The organism is Arthrobacter sp. 1088, assembly GCF_031455315.1.
Lineage (GTDB): Bacteria > Actinomycetota > Actinomycetes > Actinomycetales > Micrococcaceae > Arthrobacter.
In genome coordinates this window covers 13234-36746 of record NZ_JAVDSM010000012.1, presented here as the reverse complement: position 1 = coordinate 36746, position 23513 = coordinate 13234, and the positions used below count along the sequence as shown (strand labels likewise).

23 protein-coding genes and 1 tRNA gene are annotated in these 23513 nt (G+C 62.5%); 9 read left to right on the top strand and 15 right to left on the bottom strand.

Going from position 1 to position 23513, the window contains the following annotated elements; translation table 11 throughout:
* Nucleotides 1–90: 90 nt before the first annotated feature.
* The 4 genes from J2Y41_RS18225 to gcvH form a co-directional block, all read right to left on the bottom strand.
* The gene (locus tag J2Y41_RS18225; RefSeq protein ID WP_224089514.1) at nt 91–594 is read right to left on the bottom strand and encodes a bifunctional nuclease family protein; all 504 of its coding nucleotides are present in this window, start codon (nt 592–594) and stop codon (nt 91–93) included.
* Complete coding sequence (locus J2Y41_RS18220) at nt 594–1310, bottom strand: MerR family transcriptional regulator (RefSeq protein ID WP_224089512.1); 717 nt, start codon at nt 1308–1310, stop codon at nt 594–596. Before J2Y41_RS18220 ends, J2Y41_RS18225 begins: the two co-directional genes overlap by 1 nt.
* A gap of 23 nt (nt 1311–1333) precedes the next feature.
* Nucleotides 1334–1810, bottom strand: a complete 477-nt coding sequence (locus J2Y41_RS18215) for an FHA domain-containing protein (protein WP_224089510.1) — start codon at nt 1808–1810, stop codon at nt 1334–1336.
* Nucleotides 1811–1948: 138 nt separating this feature from the next.
* Nucleotides 1949–2335 (bottom strand): glycine cleavage system protein GcvH, encoded by a 387-nt coding sequence (gene gcvH, locus J2Y41_RS18210; RefSeq protein ID WP_216922914.1) that lies wholly within the window; start codon nt 2333–2335, stop codon nt 1949–1951.
* A gap of 117 nt (nt 2336–2452) precedes the next feature.
* Here gcvH and J2Y41_RS18205 point away from each other — a divergent pair, with 117 nt between their 5' ends.
* Nucleotides 2453–3034: a hypothetical protein gene (locus tag J2Y41_RS18205; protein ID WP_309930542.1), complete on the top strand. Its 582-nt coding sequence runs from the start codon at nt 2453–2455 to the stop codon at nt 3032–3034.
* An 87-nt stretch (nt 3035–3121) separates the two neighbouring features.
* On the opposite strand, the gene J2Y41_RS18200 is transcribed toward J2Y41_RS18205, so the two are convergent.
* Nucleotides 3122–4330 carry an MFS transporter gene (locus J2Y41_RS18200; RefSeq protein WP_309930540.1) on the bottom strand — a complete coding sequence of 403 codons (1209 nt, stop codon included), beginning with the start codon at nt 4328–4330 and terminating at the stop codon, nt 3122–3124.
* 174 nt (nt 4331–4504) lie between these two features.
* Between J2Y41_RS18200 and J2Y41_RS18195 the strand changes: the two genes are divergently transcribed.
* Complete coding sequence (locus tag J2Y41_RS18195; RefSeq protein WP_216922909.1) at nt 4505–4951, top strand: MarR family winged helix-turn-helix transcriptional regulator; 447 nt, start codon at nt 4505–4507, stop codon at nt 4949–4951.
* 182 nt (nt 4952–5133) lie between these two features.
* Here the strand turns inward: J2Y41_RS18195 and J2Y41_RS18190 are convergent.
* The 10 genes from J2Y41_RS18190 to J2Y41_RS18145 form a co-directional block, all read right to left on the bottom strand.
* Nucleotides 5134–5210: transfer RNA gene (locus J2Y41_RS18190), tRNA-Pro, on the bottom strand.
* A gap of 141 nt (nt 5211–5351) precedes the next feature.
* Complete coding sequence (der, locus tag J2Y41_RS18185; protein WP_216922908.1) at nt 5352–6902, bottom strand: ribosome biogenesis GTPase Der; 1551 nt, start codon at nt 6900–6902, stop codon at nt 5352–5354.
* Between the two features lie 10 nt (nt 6903–6912).
* Complete coding sequence (locus tag J2Y41_RS18180; RefSeq protein WP_224089505.1) at nt 6913–7659, bottom strand: 1-acyl-sn-glycerol-3-phosphate acyltransferase; 747 nt, start codon at nt 7657–7659, stop codon at nt 6913–6915.
* Nucleotides 7649–8362: a (d)CMP kinase gene (gene cmk, locus J2Y41_RS18175; protein WP_224089503.1), complete on the bottom strand. Its 714-nt coding sequence runs from the start codon at nt 8360–8362 to the stop codon at nt 7649–7651. Before cmk ends, J2Y41_RS18180 begins: the two co-directional genes overlap by 11 nt.
* Nucleotides 8362–9468, bottom strand: coding sequence for a prephenate dehydrogenase (locus J2Y41_RS18170; protein WP_224089501.1), 1107 nt, complete (start codon nt 9466–9468; stop codon nt 8362–8364). The genes cmk and J2Y41_RS18170 overlap by 1 nt, the downstream gene beginning before the upstream one ends.
* Nucleotides 9469–9471: 3 nt before the next feature.
* Complete coding sequence (locus J2Y41_RS18165; protein ID WP_224089499.1) at nt 9472–10677, bottom strand: pseudouridine synthase; 1206 nt, start codon at nt 10675–10677, stop codon at nt 9472–9474.
* A gap of 142 nt (nt 10678–10819) precedes the next feature.
* Entirely contained in the window at nt 10820–11461 is a 642-nt protein-coding gene (locus tag J2Y41_RS18160) for an SMC-Scp complex subunit ScpB (RefSeq protein WP_224167503.1), read from the bottom strand.
* A gap of 7 nt (nt 11462–11468) precedes the next feature.
* On the bottom strand, nt 11469–12380 hold the full coding sequence (locus tag J2Y41_RS18155; protein ID WP_396133565.1) for a ScpA family protein: 912 nt from the start codon (nt 12378–12380) through the stop codon (nt 11469–11471).
* A gap of 8 nt (nt 12381–12388) precedes the next feature.
* Entirely contained in the window at nt 12389–13288 is a 900-nt protein-coding gene (locus J2Y41_RS18150) for a ParA family protein (protein WP_224089498.1), read from the bottom strand.
* A gap of 262 nt (nt 13289–13550) precedes the next feature.
* Complete coding sequence (locus J2Y41_RS18145; protein WP_224167043.1) at nt 13551–14897, bottom strand: cation:dicarboxylate symporter family transporter; 1347 nt, start codon at nt 14895–14897, stop codon at nt 13551–13553.
* Nucleotides 14898–15036: 139 nt separating this feature from the next.
* Between J2Y41_RS18145 and J2Y41_RS18140 the strand changes: the two genes are divergently transcribed.
* The 7 genes from J2Y41_RS18140 to prpB all read left to right on the top strand — a co-directional run bounded on the left by J2Y41_RS18140 (nt 15037) and on the right by prpB (nt 23487).
* Entirely contained in the window at nt 15037–16683 is a 1647-nt protein-coding gene (locus J2Y41_RS18140) for a sensor histidine kinase (RefSeq protein ID WP_224167042.1), read from the top strand.
* Nucleotides 16680–17393 (top strand): response regulator, encoded by a 714-nt coding sequence (locus tag J2Y41_RS18135; RefSeq protein ID WP_224167041.1) that lies wholly within the window; start codon nt 16680–16682, stop codon nt 17391–17393. The genes J2Y41_RS18140 and J2Y41_RS18135 overlap by 4 nt, the downstream gene beginning before the upstream one ends.
* A 57-nt stretch (nt 17394–17450) precedes the next feature.
* Nucleotides 17451–19076, top strand: coding sequence for a helix-turn-helix transcriptional regulator (locus J2Y41_RS18130; protein WP_224167040.1), 1626 nt, complete (start codon nt 17451–17453; stop codon nt 19074–19076).
* Nucleotides 19077–19224: 148 nt separating this feature from the next.
* A complete protein-coding gene (locus J2Y41_RS18125; protein ID WP_224167039.1) occupies nt 19225–20325 on the top strand; it encodes a class I SAM-dependent methyltransferase in 1101 nt (366 codons plus the stop codon).
* A gap of 71 nt (nt 20326–20396) precedes the next feature.
* Nucleotides 20397–21038, top strand: coding sequence for a GntR family transcriptional regulator (locus J2Y41_RS18120; protein WP_224089489.1), 642 nt, complete (start codon nt 20397–20399; stop codon nt 21036–21038).
* A gap of 22 nt (nt 21039–21060) precedes the next feature.
* Nucleotides 21061–22581 carry an MmgE/PrpD family protein gene (locus J2Y41_RS18115; RefSeq protein WP_309930521.1) on the top strand — a complete coding sequence of 507 codons (1521 nt, stop codon included), beginning with the start codon at nt 21061–21063 and terminating at the stop codon, nt 22579–22581.
* Complete coding sequence (gene prpB, locus J2Y41_RS18110) at nt 22582–23487, top strand: methylisocitrate lyase (RefSeq protein WP_224167037.1); 906 nt, start codon at nt 22582–22584, stop codon at nt 23485–23487.
* Nucleotides 23488–23513: the final 26 nt, after the last annotated feature.

The window sequence follows — 23513 nt, the reverse complement described above, 5'->3', positions numbered from 1 at the left end:
TTAGGCCCGGGAGGGCCCTAGGTCAAAGACCCCGGACGCAAAATCCGGTCGTGTCGAAAGTTTCACCCTCAACTTTAGGCTTAGGGTGATTCAGCCTTCGAAATCCTCAGGTTCGACGTCGTCCAGGAACTCGCGGAAACGCCGCATTTCGCGTTCTTCGTCCACGCTGGGATCCGGCTCTGAATCTTCGCCTTCATCATGCTCAGTGATCCGGACACCGGCTTCCTCCATCACTGCATCCGCGCACCAAATGCGGCACTTGGCCCGCAACGCAAGCGCCAACGCATCAGAAGCGCGCGAACTGACAACCGTGCCGTCGTCGAATTGCAGCTGCCCATAGAAGATGTTGTCCTCAACCGCCACGATGTTAACGCTGATGATCGAATGCCCCAGGGCCTCCACGACGTCAATCAGAAGATCGTGGGTCATGGGTCGCGGTGGGACAACACCTTGCTGGGCCAGGGCGATGGCGCTGGCTTCAGGTGTTCCAATCCAGATGGGTACATGCCGCTCCCCCTTGATTTCGCGAAGGAGGACCAAGGGTTGGTTGGACGGCAGTTCGATCCGGACGCCGACAATTTCAACTTCGATCATCAGGTGTCCATCCGGGAGATACGGTCGTGGACGAGCGCCCTGTGCAGCGTAAGGCACAGTTCGCTGATTTCACGCGCCGCCTCGGCAGCCCGTGCTTGGGAGGCTGCGTCGCGCCTGGACGTCAGGGGCGCAACCGCTCTTTCCACCAGTCCGAACTCACGCTCGGCTGCGGCCTGGAACGGCCGGAGATGGCGGGGTTCCAAGCCGTGACCCTCCAACTGAACGCAAGCACGCGCAACCTGGAGGGCGTGTTCATCGAACTTGCCGCCAACGTGGCTGATAAGCCCGAAGCTCAGGAGCGACTCCAGCAAGGGCACACTGGCACCCGATTCGGCCCGGAGCTGCTCCTCGCTGAGGGCGCGCGCACGGCCTTGGATTTCCGCAGCCATCTCCGCGGAAACCACCCGGGGAGACACCGTGACGCCCGGAGGCAGGTTCTCAGGCCGCTCCCCGCGGTCAATCGCGTCCAGGTAATCCTTAATCACTTTCAGTGGTAAGTACTGGTCCCGCTGAAGGGCAAGAACAAATCGGAGGCGCTCAACGTCGCTGTCCGTGTACTGCCTGTACCCGGCAGGGGTCCGCTTGGGGTTAATGAGGCCCTTTTCCTCAAGAAAGCGGATTTTGGACGCGGTCATGCCAGGAAAGTCGTCGCTCAATTGAGCCAGGACTTCCCCGATGTTCAGGACCTGCGGTCCGCGACGTTCCGGCTGGGCCATTGCCACAGGCAGGTACCCCGGGGTCAGACTTGGCCCGCCGGGCGGCCAGGGCTCAAGTAGTAAGTCAGCCGGAACTTGCCGATCTGGACCTCATTGCCGCTCTTCAACTGCACCCGATCCACGCGGTCGTGGTTCACGTAGGTTCCGTTGAGGCTGCCCATATCCACGAGTTCGAAGCCCGTTGGGGTCCTGTGGAATTCCACATGCTTACGGGACACCGTGACGTCATCCAGGAAGATGTCGGCGTCGGGGTGCCTGCCCGCAGTAGTGGTATCGGCGTCCAGAAGGAAGCGGGCTCCTGCGTTTGGTCCGCTGTGTGCGATGAGCAAGGCAGAGTCCGGCGGAAGGGCTTCAACGGACGCGCGCTCTTCCGGTGCAAGCCTGGGTGCAACCCTGGGCTCGTCCCACGTTGGCGTAATGCTGATCGAGGTGGTCTCCGACGTGGGTTGCTCTTCCGCGCCCTTTCCGACATTGGCTTGATTCTGTTCTCCGCCAACCATGGAATTTCCTCCTCATCCGCCGACAGTTCCAAACCCCGCCAGCCACTTCCGCCTCCCGGTACCGCCGGGCAAATCGGTTGCTGGCCCGCCTTCCCGCGTCCTTGGCTAAAAGAATGCAGCCGGGCGGGCCAGATAACTTTAGCCTACCTGTTGTTCGTACTCCGATGCACTGAGCAGGGAATCCACTGCATCGGCTTCTGCCAGCTTTACTTCAAAAAGCCAACCGTCGCCGTAAGGATCAGAGTTGATCAGTGCCGGATCCTGGTCCAAAGAGTCATTCCGGTTAATGACTTCACCGCTAACGGGAGCATAGATATCACTGACGCTCTTGGTGGATTCAACCTCGCCAACAACTTCATTCCCGGTGATCTTGGTTCCGGGTTCCGGCATCTGGGCGTAGACAACGTCACCCAGGGCGTCCTGTGCGAAGTCGGTGATACCAATCCGCACCACGCCATCGGCGTCAGGAGCGGAAACCCACTCGTGCTCTGCAGTGTAGGAAAGATCGGCTGGAATATTGCTCATGGGTCGCCTTTCATCGGGACATTTACGGATCTCGACGGCGGCCCGGGCATCCGGCCACCGCTGAAAGTATAGGCACAATTCCCCTGTGCCTGATGAGGTCTCTGCCATGATTGACCCATGACTGAACAAGCACAAGTACCGGCTCGGAAAAAACGCAATTGGGGCGTCAAAATTATTCTGATCCTGGTGGCATTGCTTGTCGCTGTGGCAGCCTACTTTATCCTTGGGGCCATCCTGCCGCGTTGGTGGTCCGACGTCGTGGCGGGGCAGATCCGGCGGGACCTCGGCGCGAGCGTGCTGGTGGGCATGTTCTACGGCTTCGTCTTTACCTTCATTCCCCTCGCGGTGGCATGGCAGGCAACCCATAAGGCTGTCTCCTGGCCTTGGAAGATCGTCATCGTACTGGCGGCCGTCGCCATCGCCACGCCCAACCTGCTTACGGCAGGCATAGTGTTCGGTTCCACCGAGTCCGCGCACGCCGGCCAGCGCACCTTGAGCGTGGATGCCGGATTCTTCACTACCTGGACCGCGATCTCGGCCGTAGCGGCTGCAGTGGTTTTTGTGGTGGTTACAGTTCTTTGGGCCCTGTGGCGCCGGCGGGGCAAGCAGATGAGGGTGTTGAAGCAGGCAGAGAGCGAACGAACCAGGGCTGCTAAGAGAGCAGAGCAGGAAGCCCGCGACAGTACGCCCAAGCCCTAAGCGGCCCCTGGGACGCTGAAGAGCCCGCGTGGAACGGTTGAACCGTTCCACGCGGACTCTCACTTTCCCGGTCGGACGTAAGGAGAGTCAGGAGACGGCCGCCCCTTGGGGTTCGCGTTCGACGTCGGGCCTGGCCGTTGCTGCCGAAACTTCCTTGCGCTTGGCTGCTGCAGCGGCAGCCAGCATGACCAGCAACGCGGCCAAAGTAATCGCGGCCCCTGCCCAGATGGGCGAGGTGTAGCCCAAGCCGGCCGAAATGGTAACCCCTCCGAGCCAGGCGCCCAGAGCATTACCCAGATTGAAGGCGCCAATGTTGGCACCGGATGCCAGCGTGGGCGCGGAGGATGCATAGTGCATCACGCGCATCTGCAGACCCGGGACAGTAGCGAAACCGAAGCCGCCCATCAGTGCCAGTGAGAACAAAGTTGCGATGCTGCTGGCCGCGGTCAGGGCAAAGAAGCCCAGGACCAGCACCAAGCCGGCGAGGATCTTGACGAGCGATCCGTCCAGGTTTTTGTCGGCCGCCTTCCCGCCCAGGAAGTTGCCGACGAACAGTCCGCCGCCGAACAGCACCAGCAACCATGGGACGGCGCCCGGTTCAAACCCGGAGATTTCGGTAAGCGTGAAGGCAATGTACGTGAAAGCACCGAACATGCCACCAAAACCCAAAATCGTCACCAGGATGGAAAGCCAAACCTGGCCGGATGTGAACGCACCCAGTTCGCTGCGGAGACCCTTGGCCGGCTGCGTACTCCCCTTCGGGACCATCAACGCGATGCCAAGCAGTGCCATCACGCCGATACCGGTGATGGCCCAGAACGTTGAACGCCAGCCCAGGTTCTGGCCGAGGAGAGTACCGAAAGGAACACCAAGGACGTTGGCAGCTGTAAGCCCAGTGAACATGATGGCAATGGCACCGGCCTTTTTGTGCGCAGGGACCAGGCTGGCTGCCACCACCGAGCCGATTCCGAAGAACGCACCATGGCACAACGCCGCAATGATCCGGCCCACAAGCATGGCCATGTACGAGTCCGCGATTGCGGAGAGGAAGTTGCCGGCGATGAACAGAACAAGCAATCCGACAAGGACCGGCTTTCGCGGAAGCCTGGTAACGGCGGCGGTAACCAGGAGGGCGCCGACCGTGACGCTAAGTGCATAGCCGGAAATGAACCAGCCTGCCGAGGCTTCGCTCACCTGGAAATCTGCCGCTACTTCCGGCAAAAGGCCCATGATGACGAATTCGGTTAGTCCGATGCCAAATCCGCCAAGGGCAAGGGCTATCAACCCTGCGGGCATGTGGAACTCCTTAAGTGGGTGGCTCCTGAAAGCAAAGTGGATGTGCGCCTTCGGGAACCCGTAGAATAATAGTTGCAGACGCTGTATATATAGTTGCACACGCTAGATAATTGCGCAAGCAACTACTTTCGGCGACTGCGCTGATACGCAAACCAAGGCAGGAGCACAACAGGCATGGGCATCAAGGATGACGCCGTAGAAGTACGGGCACAGGGTTGGCGCACCCTCGCCGCCCTGCACGGAAGCATCGAGGCGGAACTCGAAAAAGCACTCCAGGCTTCCACCGAGCTGTCGGTAGTGGAATACACGGTTCTTGACGCCCTGAGCCGCCAGGACGGATGGCACATGCGGATGCAGCAGCTTGCCCGCGCCACGGCCCTTTCCAGCAGCGCCACGACGCGCCTGGTTAACCGCCTCGAGGACCGGGGGCTGCTGACGCGGATCCTCTGCGCCGATGACCGCCGCGGGATCTACACCGAACTCACGGTGGCGGGCCAAAAGCTGCTTGAGGCAGCAAAGCCCGTGCACGATGAGACCCTGGCGTCGGCGTTGGAGGCCGCTGAGCAGGTTCCGGAACTCGAACCTCTGGTACGCGCGCTCGGAGCGCTGCAGAAGGCCTAGGCAGGCACAAAGTCCGTCCTTGTTCGCTGAACGCCCCCTACAACGTCGAGTTCAGCGAACAAGGCCTTGCCTTGCTGCCTACAGCCCTGACTTGCCTTGCTGCCTACACCCTGAACCGAGGCCACCAACTCGTTAACGACCAAAGGCCGGAACCCCGCGTTTCCGCGTGGTTCCGGCCTTTATGGTCGGGCTGACAGGATTTGAACCTGCGACCCCTTGACCCCCAGTCAAGTGCGCTACCAAGCTGCGCTACAGCCCGCTGGTTCCACCGTTCTCCGCCCAGGTTTTCCTCCGAAGAGTCCCACCTAAGCAGTCCGGCCGAACCACCTCCAAAAGCTTACACGAAGTTGGAGGGTGCCAACGCCATCACAGCCAAACTCGGCTGTGATGCCCGTCTCATTTAGCGTTTCTTGCCGCGCTTCTCGCGGACGCGCATGTTGACCTCGATGGGCGTGCCTTCGAAGCCGAACGTTTCGCGCAAGCGACGCGTGATGAAACGGCGGTATCCGGGATCCAGGAAGCCGGTGGTGAACAGCACGAATTTCGGCGGGCGGCTGGAGGCCTGGGTGCCGAAGAGGATACGCGGTTGCTTGCCACCGCGAACCGGGTGGGGGTGGGCAGCAACCAGTTCACCCAGGAAGGCATTCAGGCGGCCAGTGGGGATACGGCGGTCCCAGCTTTCCAATGCGGTATCCAAGGCAGGAACCAGGCGGTCCTTATGCCAACCCGTCTTCGCAGAAATGTTGACCCGCGGAGCCCACTCAACGTGGGCCAGGTCCTGCTCGATTTCACGCTCAAGGTAGCGGCGGCGTTCGTCGTCCAGCAGGTCCCACTTGTTGAACGCGAGTACCAAGGCCCGGCCGGATTCAATGGCCAACTGCAGGATACGGACGTCCTGTTCGCTGAGGACCTCGTCCACGGCGAGGAGCACGACGGCGACCTCCGCCTTTTCGAGCGCAGCCTGCGTACGCAGTGACGCGTAGAAATCGGCGCCCTGCGCCATGTGCTGGCGGCGGCGGATACCTGCGGTGTCCACGAAGCGCCAGGTCCGGCCGCCAAGTTCAATGAACTCGTCCACGGGGTCACGCGTAGTGCCCGCCAGTGGATCCACGACCACGCGCTCAGAGCCGGCCAGCTTGTTCAGCAGCGAGGACTTTCCGACGTTCGGACGGCCGATCAGGGCGATGCGGCGCGGTCCACCGGAACGCTCCACGCCCTCCACCAGGGAGAACTCGGGCAGGGTGTCCATGACGTGGTCCAGGAGGTCCGCTACGCCGCGGCCGTGAAGGGCGGACACAGGGTAGGGCTGGCCGAAACCGAGGCCCCACAATGCTGCGGAGTCAGCTTCCTGTGCAAAGTCATCCACCTTGTTGGCCACCATGATGACCGGCTTCTTGCTCTTGCGCAGCATCTTCATGACGCCTTCATCCGTGGCGGTCGCGCCTACGGCGGAGTCCACGACGAAGAGGACAGCGTCGGCAAGCTCAACAGCCATCTCGGCCTGCTCGGCAACACGGGCGTGGATGCCCTTGGCGTCGTGCTCCCATCCGCCAGTGTCTACCAACGTGAAGTTGCGGCCATTCCAACGCGCGGAGTACATCACGCGGTCGCGGGTAACACCCGGGGTGTCCTCGACAACAGCTTCGCGGCGCCCCAGGATGCGGTTGACCAAGGTGGACTTGCCCACGTTCGGACGGCCAATGATGGCAAGCACGGGATCCAGCTTGAGGGGACCTTCATCGCCTTCGTCGTCGTAGTCGCCGCTAAGCAGCGCGGCGTCGTCTTCGTCGAGGTCGTAATCATCCAGTCCCGCCCGGAGGGTGGCTGCACGGAGTTCGGCCTCTTCATCGTCCAGGGCAGCCAGGTTTTCAGCCACCTGGTCGGTGCCGGTGGGCGTGTATTCGTCGTCGCCGGCTCCGTGGAGGCCGGATTTTTGAGTCGTATCGCTCATTGCACGTTCCTTAATGGTGGTCTGCCGGCGTCCCGGCTACTTCTGTTTGGCGGTGCTGCGGTGCGGATGGTCCGGACGGAGGTTCCTGGGGAAGGCCCTGCCCTGTAGTCCTGACTGCATCCTGGACGTGTCCTGCCAGTGCATCGCGGATTGCCGCAGCCGCCCTGTCCATTGAAACACGCCCCGGTTCGCCCTTCCGGCGCTGCACCGTGAGGGGTTCGCCGAAGCTGACATACAGCCTGCGGCGGGGTTTGGGAATATGGTCGCGGTGCTCATCGCCCTTACGGGTTCCGAGGATCGCGACTGGTATGACGGTGGCCCCGGAGTTGATGGCCAGCCAGGCGACACCATTGCTGATGCTGTCAGCGGAGCCGCTCCCCCGGGTACCTTCGGGCAGGATCCCAACGCAACGGCCGGCGTCGAGCAGTTGTTTGCCCACGTGCAGTGCGCTGCGGTCACCGCTTCGGTCCACGGGAATCTGCCCTGATCCCCTGAGGACGCGCCCCAGGAATCCACGGAACATCTCTTTCTTGACCAGGATGTGCATGGGGCGCGGCGAGGCGCCGAACATCACAGGACCGTCCAGGAAGCTGATGTGGTTGCCTGCAAAAATCACCGGACCAGCAGCGGGTATGTTGCTCTTGCCCGCCACGACCGTGCGGTAGATGACATGATCCAGGACCCAGCCAACGGGACGGCTCCAGATGCGTGTCCACTTGGCTGGGAGGCGGACCGCAGGAGGCTGGTTAGTCGCCATAGATGACCTTGCTAACGATCGCCAGGGCTGTTTCCACTGTTTCCTCAAAGTCCAGCTCCGAGGAATCGAGGGTCACGACGCCGTCAGCCGCTTGGGTAAAGTTCACCACCGTGGAGTCCTTGGCATCACGCTGCGTCACCTGCGCGGCAAGCTGTTCCTTGCTTTGCGTCCCACCCAACTGAATTCCACGACGCCGGAGCCTGGCCTCTTCGCTTGCGGTCAGGAGCATGCGGACCTCGGCATTGGGGGCAACCACCGTGGTGATGTCGCGTCCCTCCACCACCATCCGGTGATGGTGCTGGTCGATGAGCTGGCGCTGGCGGCGGATCAACTCCGTGCGCGCGCCCAGCGTAGTAGCCACGGCGCTCACGGAAGACGAAATCAAGGGATCGCGGATTTCATCGGTAATGTCCGTGCCGTCCACTGCCACGTACTCGGTGGCCGTGCTGGTGCTGATTTCCAAGGGCATGACCTTGGAAGCCTGCTCCACCGCAGCGCCGTCCTGGAGGTCGAGGCCTGTTTTGAGGCAGTACCACGTGAGTGCGCGGTACATCGCACCTGTATCCAGGTACGCCAGCTTCAAGCGCCGGGCTACTTCCTTGCTGACGCTGGACTTACCCGATCCCGAGGGGCCGTCAATCGCGATCACGAGCGGCTTGCCGGGGCGGGCAACTGTCTCCGGCCCAAAGAATTCACGCGTCATTACTGGAGTACCCGCCATCCACGGTCGGTCAAGGCTTCTACAAGGAGGTCGTGCTTGCTCGGCAGGACTGAAAGCTCCACCATGCCAACGTTCTGACCCGATGAATGATCGAGCCGGAGGTCTTCGACATTCACGCCGATCTCGCCAATTTCGGTCAGAAGCTGCGCGATCTGGCCCGGCCTGTCATCCACCAGGATAGTCAGCCAGGAATACGCCTGCGGAGGTCCGCCGTGCTTGCCCGGTATCCGGGCCTGTCCGGCGTTGCCTTCACTGATGAGCTGGGCGAGATCCAACCGCGCTCCGGGCGCAGCCGGCGCTTCCAAAGTCCCTATCAAGCGATTCAGGTCCTCACGAACGCCGTGCAGGATGGAAACAACCTTTTCCGCGTTGCCACCCAGTATCTGCACCCACAGGGTGGGATCACTGGCAGCGATGCGGGTGGTGTCCCGCAACCCGTTACCGGCCAAAGACAGCGCATGCAGGGGTGTTCCTTGCAAGCGGCTCGCCAGCAGCGAAGACATGATCTGCGGCAGATGCGAGACCAAGGCCACCGCTTCATCGTGCTCGTCGGCAGTGAACTGGGAGACAATTGCCCCCAGGTCCCCCGCCAGCGCACGTGCCGTTTGCAGTGCGTCGGTGTCGGTTTCCTCCGTTGGGCAAACCACCCATGGCATGGACGTGAAAAGTTCGCCCCTGGCGGCGACCGGCCCCGACTTTTCGCGGCCGGCCATCGGATGGGTCCCCACGTACCTCGCCAGGTCCACGCCGCGCTCCCGCAATTGGGATTGGATAGTGGCCTTAACGCTGGCAATATCAACGACGACGGCGGACGGGTAGTCCGCCAGGGCCTTCTCCACGACGTCGGCCGTCACGTCCGGCGGTGCAGCGACCACAACCAGCTGAGGCTGCCCGTCAAGCTCAGCCAAGGGCCGCCCAGCACCAATGTCTACAGCGACCGCCTGGTTGGTCGGCGACGGATCGAAAAGGAAAACCGGAACGCCGCGTCCGCGCAGGCCAAGGCCAATGCTGGCTCCAAGCAGGCCTGTACCAAGAACCACGACCGGGCCATCAAGATGGCCGCGGCCGTGCGTGCGGAATGCCGACATGCCCTAGAGCCCCACAGATGCCAGGAGGTGACCGACTTCCTGCCTGCCGAGGTTGCGGATGCTGCCCTGGCGCTGGTCTCCCAAGCCAATGGGACCGATCTTGACACGGACAAGACGCTCTACCGGGAAACCCACAGCATCGAACATGCGGCGCACAATACGGTTCTTGCCGGAGTGCAGGACAACCTCGATCAGGACGTGCCCGGGCGTGGAGTCAACCAGGCGGAACGAATCCACGGTTGCCAGGCCGTCTTCAAGCTCGACGCCGGACTTCAGCTGCGCGCCGACGCCCTGCGGGAACGGACCACGAACCTGAACCAGGTACGTCTTGGGCACCTCATAGGAAGGATGTGTCAAACGGTTGGCGAGTTCGCCGTCGTTGGTCAACAACAGCAGGCCTTCCGTGGCGACGTCCAAGCGCCCGACGTGGAAGAGCCGCTCACCCTTGGCGTTCTTCAGGAAGTCGCTGATGCATGGCCGGCCCTCGGGGTCTTCCATGGTGGAGACAACGCCCTTGGGCTTGTTGAAGACCATGTAGACGAGGGTTTCGTCGAGCTGGATGCGGATACCGTCAACGTGGATCACGGCGGTTTTGGGGTCGACCCGCATGCCGAGCTCTGTGGTGACCTGGCCATCAACCTCGACGCGGCCTTCGAGAATCATTTCCTCGCATACGCGGCGGGAGGCCACGCCGGCCTGCGCCATGACCTTCTGCAGGCGCACGCCGTCGACATCATGGAGGTCCGACTGCGGGACTTCCTGGCGCGGACCGCGGTTGCGGGCAGGCTTGCGGATGGGGCCCAGGTTCTGGCCGAAGCGTTCGCTGCCAAAGGCCTTGGAGCCGTACTGCCTTGCGGGCTTGGCCTTCGGCTTCAACGCACCGGGTGTTCCGGGAGCCTTGCCGTAACCGGGCTTGTTGGAGCCGGGCTTGCGGAAGGGCTTTGCAGGCCTGGCGGCCTGGCCGCGATCGTAATCGCCCGCCGTCGTGGGGTTATCGGGATCGAAGGGGGCCGCTTCCCGTGGCTTTGAAGCCTTGAACGGGCGGCCTTCGCCCTGGTTGAAGTTGCGCTTTCCAGCGCCGGCACTTCCGCCGCGGCCGGAGAAGCCGCCGGCGTTGGAGCGGCCCGTGCCGCCCCTTGCCTCATTGCGTCCAGAACTGTTGCGTCCCGAACTGTTACGTGGTGAACCCTGGCGTCCCGCCTGTGTCATGACCCGTCCTTGTGTAGTAATGGCCGGCATTCAGTGCTGCAATCAACACTAGCCAGCCGGGCAGACATCGTCTGCCCCTTGTTGCCGTGGCACCGTCCATGCGGTGCCGTGAATCAGTATGTAGTTCTCGTGCAGTGCCGGCTTACATCCGGCTGGCGTCGTAGTACTCGTCGATCCCTTCCAAACCCGGAAGGTGCGGCGAGAGCTGGGGCAATTCCGACACCGAGCCGATGCCCATCCGTTCCAGGAAGTAGGAGGTTGTCCTGTACAGCACAGCCCCGGATTCGGGATCGTTCCCGGAGTCTTCGATCAGACCACGCTGGGTTAGAGTCCGGACCACAGAATCGACGTTGACGCCTCGAATTGCGGACACCCGGGCCCTGGAGACCGGCTGCCGGTAGGCAATGACCGCCAGAGTCTCAAGCGCTGCCTGAGTGAGCCTGGTGGTCTGCCCTTCGAGGACAAACCTGCCCACAATGTCCGCAAAATCAGACCGTGAATAGATCCGCCACCCACCGGCGACATTCCGCAATTCAAAACCCCGGGGGGCAGCGCTGGCAACGGCAAAGCCGACAGCATCCACGTCCGGGGCTTTAACAGTATAGCCGCTATACTCCCGCTGCAGGTCCTGCAGCAAATCCTCGACGACGGCGACCGTTACGTTCAATCCCGCGGCCAACTCCTCCGAGGTGGCTGGCTCGTCGATGACCATGAGCACAGCTTCCAACGCTGCCCGTGCCCCGCCAGGCAAAGTTTCAAGCTCGGCAAGGCCGGCTTCGGCCATGTCCTGCTCAGTCACTGGCTGTCCCTTCGCTCGATTCCTCGTACTCTTCGCTCAGGTTCGAACTGTCCCATTCGGCCACGTCCCCGGTCCACCTAACCGTCAGCTCCGCCAACGGACCTGCCTGTTCGAAGGCCACAACCTTGTCCCGGAACATCTCCAGCAAGGCCAGGAAACGGGCCACGACCACCAGGGTTGTCCCGGCGTCCGCTATCAATGTGCGGAAAGAGAGCGGGGCTCCGAGTTGCAGGCGGTATCCGATGATCTCGGCTTGCTCCTTGACGCTCACCGGCGGTGCGTGAAGGTGATCCAATCCCACCTCAGAGGGCACGGAGTCTTTCGGTTTGAGCGCCTTGGCGGCAAGCTCCGCAAATTGTTCGGGGGTGTGCCGCCACACGAGTTCCGGCAGCAGCGCCGCGAAATGGCCTTCCAACGCCACCTGGCGAGGGTATCTGCGGCCTTCCTGTTCCAGCGTCTCACTGATGAGACCTGCGACGTGCTTGAACGCCTTGTACTGCAGCAAGCGGGCGAACAGCAGATCCCGGGCTTCCAGGAGGGCGATATCTTCCTCGTCCTCTACTTCGCCGGCGGGAAGGAGCCGGGCAGCTTTGAGATCCAGGAGCGTCGCGGCAATCACCAGGAATTCGCTGGCCTCGTCCAGCGCCCAATCCTCCCCCAGTTCCTGGAGGCGGCGGATGTACTTGATGAACTCATCGGTGACGGTGGCCAGCGCCACCTCCGTTATGTCCAGCTTGTGCTTGGAAATCAGGCCCAACAGGAGATCGAACGGCCCCGTAAAGTTGGCGAGCCGAACCTCAAAGCCCGGCTTGCGGGCTTCGGAGGGGCCCGCGTCGGAGGTATCGGCGTCGGGCGTTTCTTCCGGAATGACCACCGCGGAGGGCGGGGCGAGTGACCGTCCCACGCCGTTGGCTACGGTGCGCCGCCGCGCGAGATAAGTTCCTTTGCGAGGCGGCGGTAGGCGTCTGCACCGATGTGGTTGCCGGCATAGCTGGTAATAGGTTCAGCGGCCACGGTTGCGTCCGCGAATTTGATGGAACGCTTGATGACGGTCTCGAAAACCTTGTCCCCGAAGGCCTCCACGAGGCGCGAGATAACTTCGCGGCTGTGCAGGGTGCGGGCGTCGTACATGGTGGCGAGGACACCGTCCACCTGCAACCGCGGATTCAAACGGTCCTGCACTTTCTCGATGGTTTCCACGAGGAGTGCTACGGCGCGAAGTGCGAAGAACTCGCAGATCAACGGAATGATGACGCCGTGGGCGGCGGTCAGCGCGTTGACCGTCAGCAGGCCGAGCGATGGCTGGCAGTCGATCAGCACGACGTCGTAGTCATCTTCAACGCTCTTGAGCGCGCGGTCCAGGACTTGCTCGCGGGCGACTTCATTGACCAGTTGAACTTCAGCCGCGGAGAGATCAATGTTTGCGGGCAGAAGGTCCACGCCTTCCACTCCGGTCTGCTGGATGGCATCCCGGATGTCCACTTTGCGGTCCATGAGGACGTTGTAGACAGTGAGGTCGAGCTCATGCGGATTGGCGCCGAGCCCGGCAGAAAGGGCACCTTGTGGGTCAAAGTCCACCAGGAGCACGCGCCGGCCGTATTCCGCGAGCGCCGCCGCAAGGTTGATGGTGGACGTGGTTTTGCCCACGCCGCCCTTTTGGTTAACCATGGCAATGACCCTTGCAGGGCCGTGGGAGGCAAGCGGAGCCGGTTCCGGAAAATCGCGGTGAGGACGGCCCGTAGGCCCCATGATGGCGTCTTCCAGATCGAGCTCGGTGTCTCCCAGCGTAGCTGTTCCCCGTTCGCTGCTCACGTATCTAACCACTCTTTCGACGACGATCTTCCCTGCCGCTGTTCCCCTGGGTACAGCGCTGCTACCCACCTAGGCTACAGCCCCCGACACGGCATTTCGGGGAACTTGACTTTCGCCGATCTTTGAGCCTTTACCCTCTAGTTGAGGTCGAAGGTTAGGAAGTTGGGCCATGATTCGTTGGCATCCGCGCGAACGGCAGAGGACCGACACCCCTGTACGGGGGCCGGTCCTCGTTGCTTCGTATCCCGCGAAGCTGATCCTGCTAGATGGTTGCCTTGTCGCGGGCTTCAGTTTCCGGAGCCGTCTCAGCCTCTGCGCCATGGGCGATCATTGTCGTCTCGTCGAACGGTTCGCTGCCGGAGAGAACGCGCTCCACCTGGCCGTTGTCGATTTCCTTGACCCAGGTGCCGATCAAAACGGTGGCAACGGCGTTGCCGGTGAAGTTCGTCAGTGCACGGGCTTCTGACATGAAGCGGTCGATGCCAACGATCATGCCGACGCCGCCCAGGAGCTCGGGCTTGTGTGCCTGCAGGCCGGCGGCAAGGGTTGCAAGGCCGGCTCCGGTGACGCCGGCGGCGCCCTTGGAAGCGATGATCATGAACACCAGCAGCGAGATCTGGGCACCCAGGTCCAGCGGCGTCCCCATGGCGTTGGCCACGAACAAGGAGGCCATGGTGAGGTAGATGGCCGTGCCGTCAAGGTTGAAGGAGTAGCCGGTGGGTACCGTCACGCCGACAACCGGCTTGGAGACACCCAGGTGTTCCATCTTGGCGATGAGGCGGGGCAGGGCCGCCTCGGAGGAGGACGTGGAGAAGATGAGGAGGTATTCCCGGGCCAGGTACTTCATCAGCTTGAAGATGTTGACGCCGGCCACAGCACGAAGCAGGGAGCCAAGGATGACCACGATGAACACAGCGCAGGTGATGTAGAAGGCCAGCATCAGTGTGAACATGCTGAGGATTGCCTGGGCGCCAGTGGCACCCACGACGGCGGCGATCGCACCGAAAGCGCCCACCGGAGCCAGCCACATGATCATGATGAGGATCCGGAAGACAAGGCGCTGTCCGTGGCCGATTGCAGTGAGGATCGGAGTGCCCTGCTTACCCATCTTCTGGAGTGCGAAGCCCACCAGGATTGCTGCAAGAAGGGTGGGCAGGACGGGAATGTCGCCAGGGATGATGCCCAGCAGGAAGTCCACCGTGCTGTCCGTGGCCGCCTTCTTGTTGGGATCGTACGGAGTCAGCTTCAGGCCCTCACCCGGGTGGATGAGGTTGCCGACGACGAGGCCGATAGCCAATGCGAAGGTCGACATGGCCACGAAGTACCCAAGTGCGAGCCCGCCGACCTTTCCGACGGTGGCAGCTTTGGCGATGGAGCCGATGCCAAGGACGATGGTGCAGAAGATGACCGGAGCGATCATCATCTTGATGAGCTTGATGAAGCCGTCCCCGAGCGGCTTCAGGGATTTTCCAACCTCAGGGAACAGCAGGCCGACCACGGCACCAAGCACTACGGCCAGGATGACCGCGATGTACAGGTAATGCGACTTGTCGAGCCCCCTGCGTCCACCGGTGGCGGCTACTGCCGACTCTCCTCGTTGAGAGGTCATGGGATTCTCCTTCTGGATACTGTGTAAGGCGCTGCGGTCCTGCACTTGTGTCCAATCCGCTGCCCTTGTGTGATATCCATCATTCAGCTGCGGGTGACACACATCACCCTTGCGGTCATATTGGTCATGGGAGGCCTATTTGTTTCATCGCTGGAGCATCGCCCGCCGCTTGTTTGTGGCAAACCTGCTGTTCGTGCTGGTGCTGACAGCTGTCTTCGGCGCGTTCTCGGTGCTGGAGGCCCGGGACAGGGCATACGAGGATGCGGGCAGCCGGATGCTTGCGATCGCAACGTCCATTGCCAACAACCCCTTGGTGTTGCAGGCGGCGGCAACCTCTGATCCGTCGGCCATACTGCAGCCCTATGCGCTGGAGGTCATGAAGGACGCGGACGCGGATTTCATCACCATCATGGCTCCCGACAGGACCCGATGGACCCATCCCCGTCCCGAAGAGCTGGGCAAGCCCTATATCGGCACGATCGAACCTGCCCTGCGGGGTGAGACTTTCACCGAAGTCACTGCTGGTACGTTGGGGCCCTCGGTCCGGACCATCGCGCCGGTGAAGGACTCCGGTGGAACCGTCAAAGCCTTGGTGGCGGCAGGCATCACCGTAAGGACCGTGGATACCGATGTGGCCGAAAGGCTGGGAGTGATTGGCGGCATCGCGCTGGTGGTGTTGTTCTTTGGCTCCATAGCTTCGTGGCTGCTCGGACGTTACCTGCGGTCCGTGACGCGCGGATGGGGTCCGGAACAGCTCGCGCAGCTCTTCGCCTACTACGAATCAGTCCTTCACTCCGTTCGTGAAGGCGTGATCCTGATCGATACCCGGGGAAAAGCAGTGATGTACAACGATCAGGCCGCGGAGTTGCTGGGACTGGAACCTTCCGAGGCCGATCGCTCCCCCGATGACGCTCCCAAGCTGTCCGACCTCCCCTTTGACGGGAGCCTGCGAGCGCTTTTCGAATCCGGCAGGCCAGCCCACGACGAAATCCATTTGACTGGTTCACGGATCCTGGTGGTAAACCAAGCTCCGGCCGTGGGCCCGGTTCCTGCCCGCAGCCGGCAAAAGCCGTCGGTCTACGGCACCGTGGCCACTATTCGCGACCGCACTGAGATTGAGTCCTTGGGAACCGAGCTGGAAACCATGAAGACTCTCTCGGATGCATTGCGGGCCCAGACCCATGAACATGCCAATCGCCTGCATATGATCGTTTCCCTTCTTGAGTTGGGCCGCACGCCCCAGGCACTCGAGTTCGCCACCAAGGACCTGGAGCTCAGCCAGCAGCTCACGGACGACATGCTTGCTTCGGTGGATGAACCGGTGATGAGTGCTTTGGTGATGGGCAAGGCCGCCGAGGCCCATGAGCGCGGGGTCGAACTGGTGGTTCGGACATCAGGGAGTTCGGGTGTCCGGGGTCTGGAAATCCAGGACCTCGTGACGATCCTGGGAAACCTCCTGGACAATGCCATTGATGCTGCGGCGTCCGGTGGGATGCCCCGAAAGGTGGAACTGGACGTCGAAGCCAGTGCGGCCGGTGTTGGATTTACCGTTAGGGATTCCGGGGCCGGTATCGATCCCGGTTCGATCGATGACGTGTTGCAGTACGGGTACAGCACCAAGTCCGCCCAGGAGGGTCCACGGGGAGCCCATGGCCGGGGTGTCGGCCTTGCCCTGGTCCGGCAGGCGGTCCAGCGGCTGAACGGTACTATGACGATCAGCAATCCAGGCGGCGCCCAGTTCCATGTGGTGCTGCCCGCGCCCATTCCCGAGGAAGAGAAGGCATGACAGACATCCGCGTCCTGGTGGTCGAGGACGAGCCCATCGCCTCGGACGCCCACTCCATTTACGTGGGCAGGCTCCAAGGGTTCACGCTGGTGGGAACGGCTCCGGATGGTCAGTCAGCACTGCGCATCCTTGGCGAGTTCGCTGGCTCCGGCTCGCCCGTGGACCTGGTTCTCCTTGATATGAACCTGCCGGACCTCCATGGGCTGGATGTTGCCCGGCGCATGCGCTCCGCGGGAGTCTTCGCCGACATTATTGCCATCACAGCCGTCCGTGAACTGAACATCGTGCGCAGCGCCGTTTCCATCGGCGTCGTGCAGTATTTGATCAAGCCCTTCACCTACGCAACCTTTGCCGACAAGCTGAACAGCTACCGCACTTTCCGTGATCAACTGGCGGGCTCAGAGTCCGGCATCTCCAAGGCCGGAGCTTCCCAGAGCGATGTTGACCAGGCCTTCGCGAGTCTTCGGGCCCCAACGGAACTACCGCTGCCGAAGGGTTTGTCCGGTTCCACCCTGGAGTCGGTCAAGGATTTCGTCCGCGCCCGGAAACAAGCCGTGTCCGCCAGTGAAGTCATGGATGCCTTGGGAATGTCGCGGGTCACGGCCCGCCGGTACCTGGAGTACCTGGCCGACGCCGGGACGGTCACCAGGGCGCCGCGATACGGAACACCAGGCCGTCCGGAGAACGAGTACGGCTGGAACCGGGGCTAGCCTCCTGCCGAAGGAACAGCTCCCGCAGTAAGCTGGAGCCGAACCCGTGGAGAGCCCATGTCCCAGCAGCTGCAGCAACTTTCCGAGGCCCGCGAAGCCTTTGCCCGTGGGGAATGGGACGTGGCGCGCCGAAGCCTGGAACGTGCAGCCGTGGACGCTCCTCTCAGCTCCGCGGACCTTGAGATCCTGTCCCGTTCCGCCTGGTGGCTGGGAGACGTTCAACGCTCCATGTCCCTCGCAGAGGAGATCTTCCATCGCTTGGATGACGACCACCAGAGGCAGGCGGCGGCCCGGACGGCACTGACGCTGTCCATGCAGTGGGGCATCCGCGGCAACCTCGCCGTTTCTTCGGCGTGGCTTAATCGGGCGCGCCGGCTGCTGGAGAACATGCCCGAGGTACCCGAACACGGCTACCTGCTCTACCTTGAGGCCAATGACGCAATGAACCTTGAAGGCGATCCGGTTCCGGCCCTCGCCGCCTCAGTTTCACTCAAGGAGATGACCCGGAGGCACGAATCACCCGAACTGGCCAGCTTTGCGTACATGTTGTCCGGCCTGGCGGCGGTTCGGACAGGACAGTCCGCACGAGGATTCCAGGACCTGGATGAGGCCATGCTGCCCGTAATGGCGGGGCAGGTTCCGGCAGAGTGGGGCGGAGACATTTACTGCTCCATCATCCACCTCTGCTACGAGATGGCTGATTTCGCCCGGATGCGCGCTTGGACTGACGCGCTGGCCACATGGTGCGCCGGACTATCCCGGTCCTTCATGTACAGCGGGATATCGCGCGTTCACGAACTTCAATTGCTCGGCACTGAGGGCAATTGGGGACAGGTTGAAGCTGAGATGCCCCACGAAGCCGAGCGCCTTAGGAATGCCCACGGCTGGATCGCCGCGGACGGCTACTGTGAGCTGGGTGAGATCCGTCGGCGCCGGGGCGATGTTGCCGGGGCTGGGTCCGCGTTTGAGTTGGCCCGAGGGCTTGGCGTGGATGCGCAACCAGGACGTGCCCTGCTACTTGCCGATGCGGGAAAGACAGAGTCCGCCATAGAGGCGCTTCAGGCTGCCTTGGCGGACCGCGGAACCCTGGGGAGGGCCAGCCTTCTCTTGCCCCTGGTGGAACTGCTGGCTGCCCGGGATCCCGGTGCGGCGGCCACCCATTGCATGGAACTTGAACAGACCGCCGCTTTTTACAGGACCCCCGGCTTCCTGGCCTGGGCCCACCATGCGCGTGGCGCCGTGCTGATGGCGGAGCAGAGTTGGACTGAGGCGATCAATGAGCTTGAATCCGCAGCACAGGCCTACCGCTCCCAACACATGCGCTACGAACTGGCACGGATCCACGAACGCCTGGCAACTGTCCGGGCTGCCCTGGGTGAAAGCGGACGTGCTGAGGCCGAGCGTGCCACTGCGGCCGCCATCCGGAACCAGCTCGGCGCCAAGAACATTTCCTGGACGCGTCCCGCCCAGGAGCCTGGCGGCTTAACCTCCCGGGAAGTGGAAGTACTGGGATGCGTCCTGGCTGGTTCCAGTAACCGTCAAATTGCCAGGTCGTTGACTATCTCAGAGAAAACAGCCGGACGTCATTTGGCGAACATCTTTACCAAGATCGGGGTCACTTCCCGGACGGCCGCCGCTGCTTGGGCCCACCAGCACGGCATCCCGGAGCGGCCCGGATCGTAGTTGCCGATCCAGGGGCCCTGCATGGTTCGCCCCACGACTACAGAAAAAAATGCAGAAAATGCCCGAAGAGGCTCGTTGGGGTCTGAATTTACCGTGGGATATGGGCAACAGGCCGGAGCCACCGGTCCCCGAAGACCAAGGAAAAGCCATGGAAAGCACCCAGTCCGGAAAGTATGAAACGGCGACGATGCCCGGAAAATCACTTGAAGAAGCGGTGCAGGAAGCGACCGGCAGGCTGATTGACATCCTGAACAGCTCATCCATCGGACTGCTCATTGCCGTGGGCCATCAAACCGGCTTGTTTGAGACGCTTGCCTCGCTGCCTCCTGCGACGAGCCAACTTGTGGCGGATGCCGCTGGAGCACAAGAGCGTTACGTCCGCGAATGGTTGGGAGGGATGACGACCGCAGGAATCGTGGACTTCGAACCCGGCGATTCAACCTACTGCCTTCGTCCTGAATTTGTTCCTGTTCTGTGCGGGACCGGAAAGGAAAACCTGGCGCGCACCCTGCAGTATCTCCCGCTGATGGGCGAGGTGTCCCCCAAGATTGTCACGGCGTTCCGGGAGGGCGGTGGAACAAATTACAGTGATTACCCGCAGTTCCACCACATCATGGCTTCCGAAAGTGCCGCAGTGAATGACGCCTCGCTTTTGGACTCGATTCTCCCCTTGACCGGCTGCGAAAAAGCCTTGCAGGCAGGAATCGCCGTGGCCGATATCGGCTGCGGCGAAGGCCATGCTGTAAACCTGCTGGCCAGCACTTATCCCCACAGCACTTTCACGGGATATGACTTCGCTGACGCGGCGCTAACTGTGGCGCGGGCCGAAGCGGCAGCGTTGAAACTTTCCAACGTCCGGTTCGTGTCCAGGGACGTAACGACGCTTGAGGAAGAAGGCCGCTACCATCTTGTGACTGCCTTCGACGCCATCCACGACCAAGCGCATCCTGCCCAGGTCCTGAAGAATATCCACAAGGCGCTCAAACCCGGTGGAACGTTCCTTATGGTGGATATCAACGCCTCCAGCAACCTGGAAAAGAACGCTGACCTTCCGTGGGCCTCCTTCCTCTACACCATCTCCACGTTTCATTGCGTGGCCGTCTCCCTGGGACAGGGCGGGGAGGGTTTGGGAACCGTCTGGGGCAAGGAATTGGCAGCGGCCATGATCCGCGAAGCCGGCTTCACCAGCGTGGAAGTCAAAGAGCTCGAGGAAGATCCGTTCAACGCGTACTACGTGGCCACATGCTAGGCATGTATACATAGGCGCGCGATTTTGAGCTGTTTCCTGTACAACACAGGCTTTATGTATACACTGGAGTCATGCGCGCCAGTGATCGGGCCTACGCGGCTCTTCGTGAAGACATCATTGAATGGCGCCTGCGGCCGGGCACGGTTCTCGCGGAAGTAGAACAGTCCGAGCGGCTGGGTGTCTCCCGCACGCCTGTCCGGGAGGCGCTGGGCCGGCTCACCGCTGAGGGATTGACGACGGCGGCAGGCGGGCGCGGCGTCGTCGTCACCGATATTTCGCTGGACAGCATCGACGAACTGTTCGAGCTTCGCGAAACGCTGGAGGTCCGGGCCGCAGCCCTGGCCGCAGAGCGCGGAGAGCCGGGCGTTTTTGCCGAGCTGCAGGCGCAGCTGCTCCGGGCGCCGGAGCTGCTCAGCGAGGAGGATCCTGCACGGCACGAGTATTACGCGTTGGTTGGCCGGCTGGACGAGGCGATCGATGCCGCAATCTCCAACTCCTACCTGGCCCAGGCCATGCGCAGCCTCCGGGTCCATTTGGTCCGGGTTCGCCGCCTGGCGGCCGATGACGCCGCCCGGCTCCAGGCCGCTGCGGCCGAGCATGCCGCCATTGCTGAAGCGATCGCCGCCGGGAATCCACGGCTGGCCGAAGCCGCCACCACACTTCATTTGCACCGAAGCCTTACCCACGTCAAGGCCGCTCATGTGGCCCGCTAAGACCCTCATTAGAAGGAGCACCATGGTCAAGAACAACCACGTCCGCGTCTACAAGTCCGAAGAGAATCTCCCCCGTGAGGAGCAGTTGGCGCACAAGATCGCCGTGGTCGCTGCCGACACCGTCGACGTAACCCCCGAGGTCACGGATATGGTGATCAACCGGATCATCGACAACGCCTCCGTAGCGATCGCCTCGTTGAACCGTGCACCGATCGTCGCGGCCCGCGCCCAGGCACTGACCCACGGGCCGTCCGCGAACGGCAAGGGCGGGCACGTTTTCGGCATCACCGAGCGGGTTTCCCCTGAATGGGCTGCGTGGGCGAACGGGGTGGCCGTGCGTGAACTGGACTACCACGACACGTTCCTGGCCGCGGACTACTCGCACCCGGGCGATAACATCCCGCCGATCCTGGCCGTCGCGCAGCACGTGGGCGCCAGCGGTGCTGACCTGGTGCGCGGTATTGCCACCGGCTACGAGATCCAGGTGAACCTGGTCAAGGCGATCTGCCTGCACAAGCACAAGATCGACCACGTGGCCCACCTTGGCCCGTCGGCTGCAGCGGGCATCGGCACGCTCCTGGGATTGGATGTTGAGACGATCTTCCAGTCCGTGGGCCAGGCGCTTCACACCACCACGGCCACCCGCCAGTCCCGCAAGGGCGAAATCTCCACCTGGAAGGCCCACGCCCCGGCGTTCGCGGGCAAGATGGCCGTGGAAGCCGTGGACCGTTCCATGCGCGGCCAGACCTCCCCCGTGCCGATCTACGAAGGCGAAGACGGGGTGATCGCGTGGATGCTGGACGGCCCGGACGCCTCCTACGAAGTCCCGCTGCCGCTGCCCGGTGAAGCCAAACGCGCCATCCTGGACACCTACACCAAGGAACACTCGGCCGAGTACCAGGCCCAGGCGTGGATCGACCTCGCCCGCAAACTCCACAAGGAGCACCCGGAAACCACGGACCCGGCCAACGTGAAATCCGTGTTGATCAAGACCAGCCACCACACGCACTACGTGATCGGTTCCGGCGCGAACGACCCCCAGAAGTACTCCCCCACCGCATCGCGGGAAACCCTGGACCACTCCATCCCGTACATCTTCACCGTCGCCCTGCAGGACGGCGCCTGGCACCACGTGGATTCCTACGCCCCCGAACGCGCAGCCCGCCCGGACACCGTGGAACTCTGGCAGAAGGTCACTACCGTGGAGGACCCGGAGTGGACCCGCCGCTACCACTCCCTGGACATCGCAGAGAAGGCCTTCGGCGGTTCCGTGGAAATCACCCTGAACGACGGCACCGTGATCACGGATGAGATCGCCGTGGCCGACGCGCACCCGCTCGGTGCCCGACCGTTCGCCCGCGAGCAATACATCAACAAGTTCCGCACCCTCGCTGCAGGTTTGGTGGAGGACGCCGAGATCGAACGGTTCCTCGCCGCCGTCGAACGCGTCACCGAACTCGGCCCCGGGGAACTGGACCAGCTCAACATCACCGCGGCCCCCGGCGTGATCAACCTCGACGCAGCTCCGAAGGGACTGTTCTAAATGCTGTACTCCACCACCACCCCCGAACAGAAGCGGGTCAAGCTGCGGGAGCTCCTCGCTTCAGGGACCGTGCAGCAGTTCCCCGGCGCGTTCAACCCGCTCTCGGCCCGGCTGATCGAAGAGAAGGGCTTCGCCGGGGTCTACATCTCCGGAGCGGTCCTGGCCAATGATCTCGGCCTGCCCGACATCGGCCTGACCACGCTCACCGAGGTGGCCACCCGCGCCGGGCAGATCGCCCGCATGACGGACCTGCCCTCCCTCGTGGACGCGGACACCGGCTTCGGTGAACCCATGAACGTGGCCCGCACCATCCAGGAACTCGAAAACGCCGGCCTGGCCGGCTGCCACATCGAAGACCAATTCAACCCCAAACGCTGCGGCCACCTGGACGGCAAAAACGTCGTGGACATCGACACCGCCACCAAACGCATCCGCGCCGCCGCCGACGCACGCCGCGACCCCAACTTCCTCATCATGGCCCGCACCGACATCCGCGCCGTCGAAGGAATCCAAGCCGCACAAGACCGTGCCCGCGCTTTGGTCGACGCCGGCGCCGACGCGATCTTCCCCGAAGCCATGGCTGATCTGACCGAGTTCCAGGCCATCCGCGACGCCGTGGACGTGCCCATCCTGGCCAACATGACGGAATTCGGAAAGTCCGACCTCTTCACCGTGGACCAACTCCAAGACGTCGGGGTAAACATGGTCATCTACCCCGTCACGCTCCTCCGCATTGCCATGGGCGCTGCAGAGCGTACGCTGGAATCGATCAAGGCTGCGGGGACCCAAGAGGCACAGGTGGAAAACATGCTCACGCGTGCGCGCCTCTACGAACTCGTGGATTACGAGGCATATAACCAGTTCGATACCGGCGTTTTTAACTTCCAGGTTCCTGGCATCCGCTAGGTCCGGGAATCATCAAGGGGAAAGCA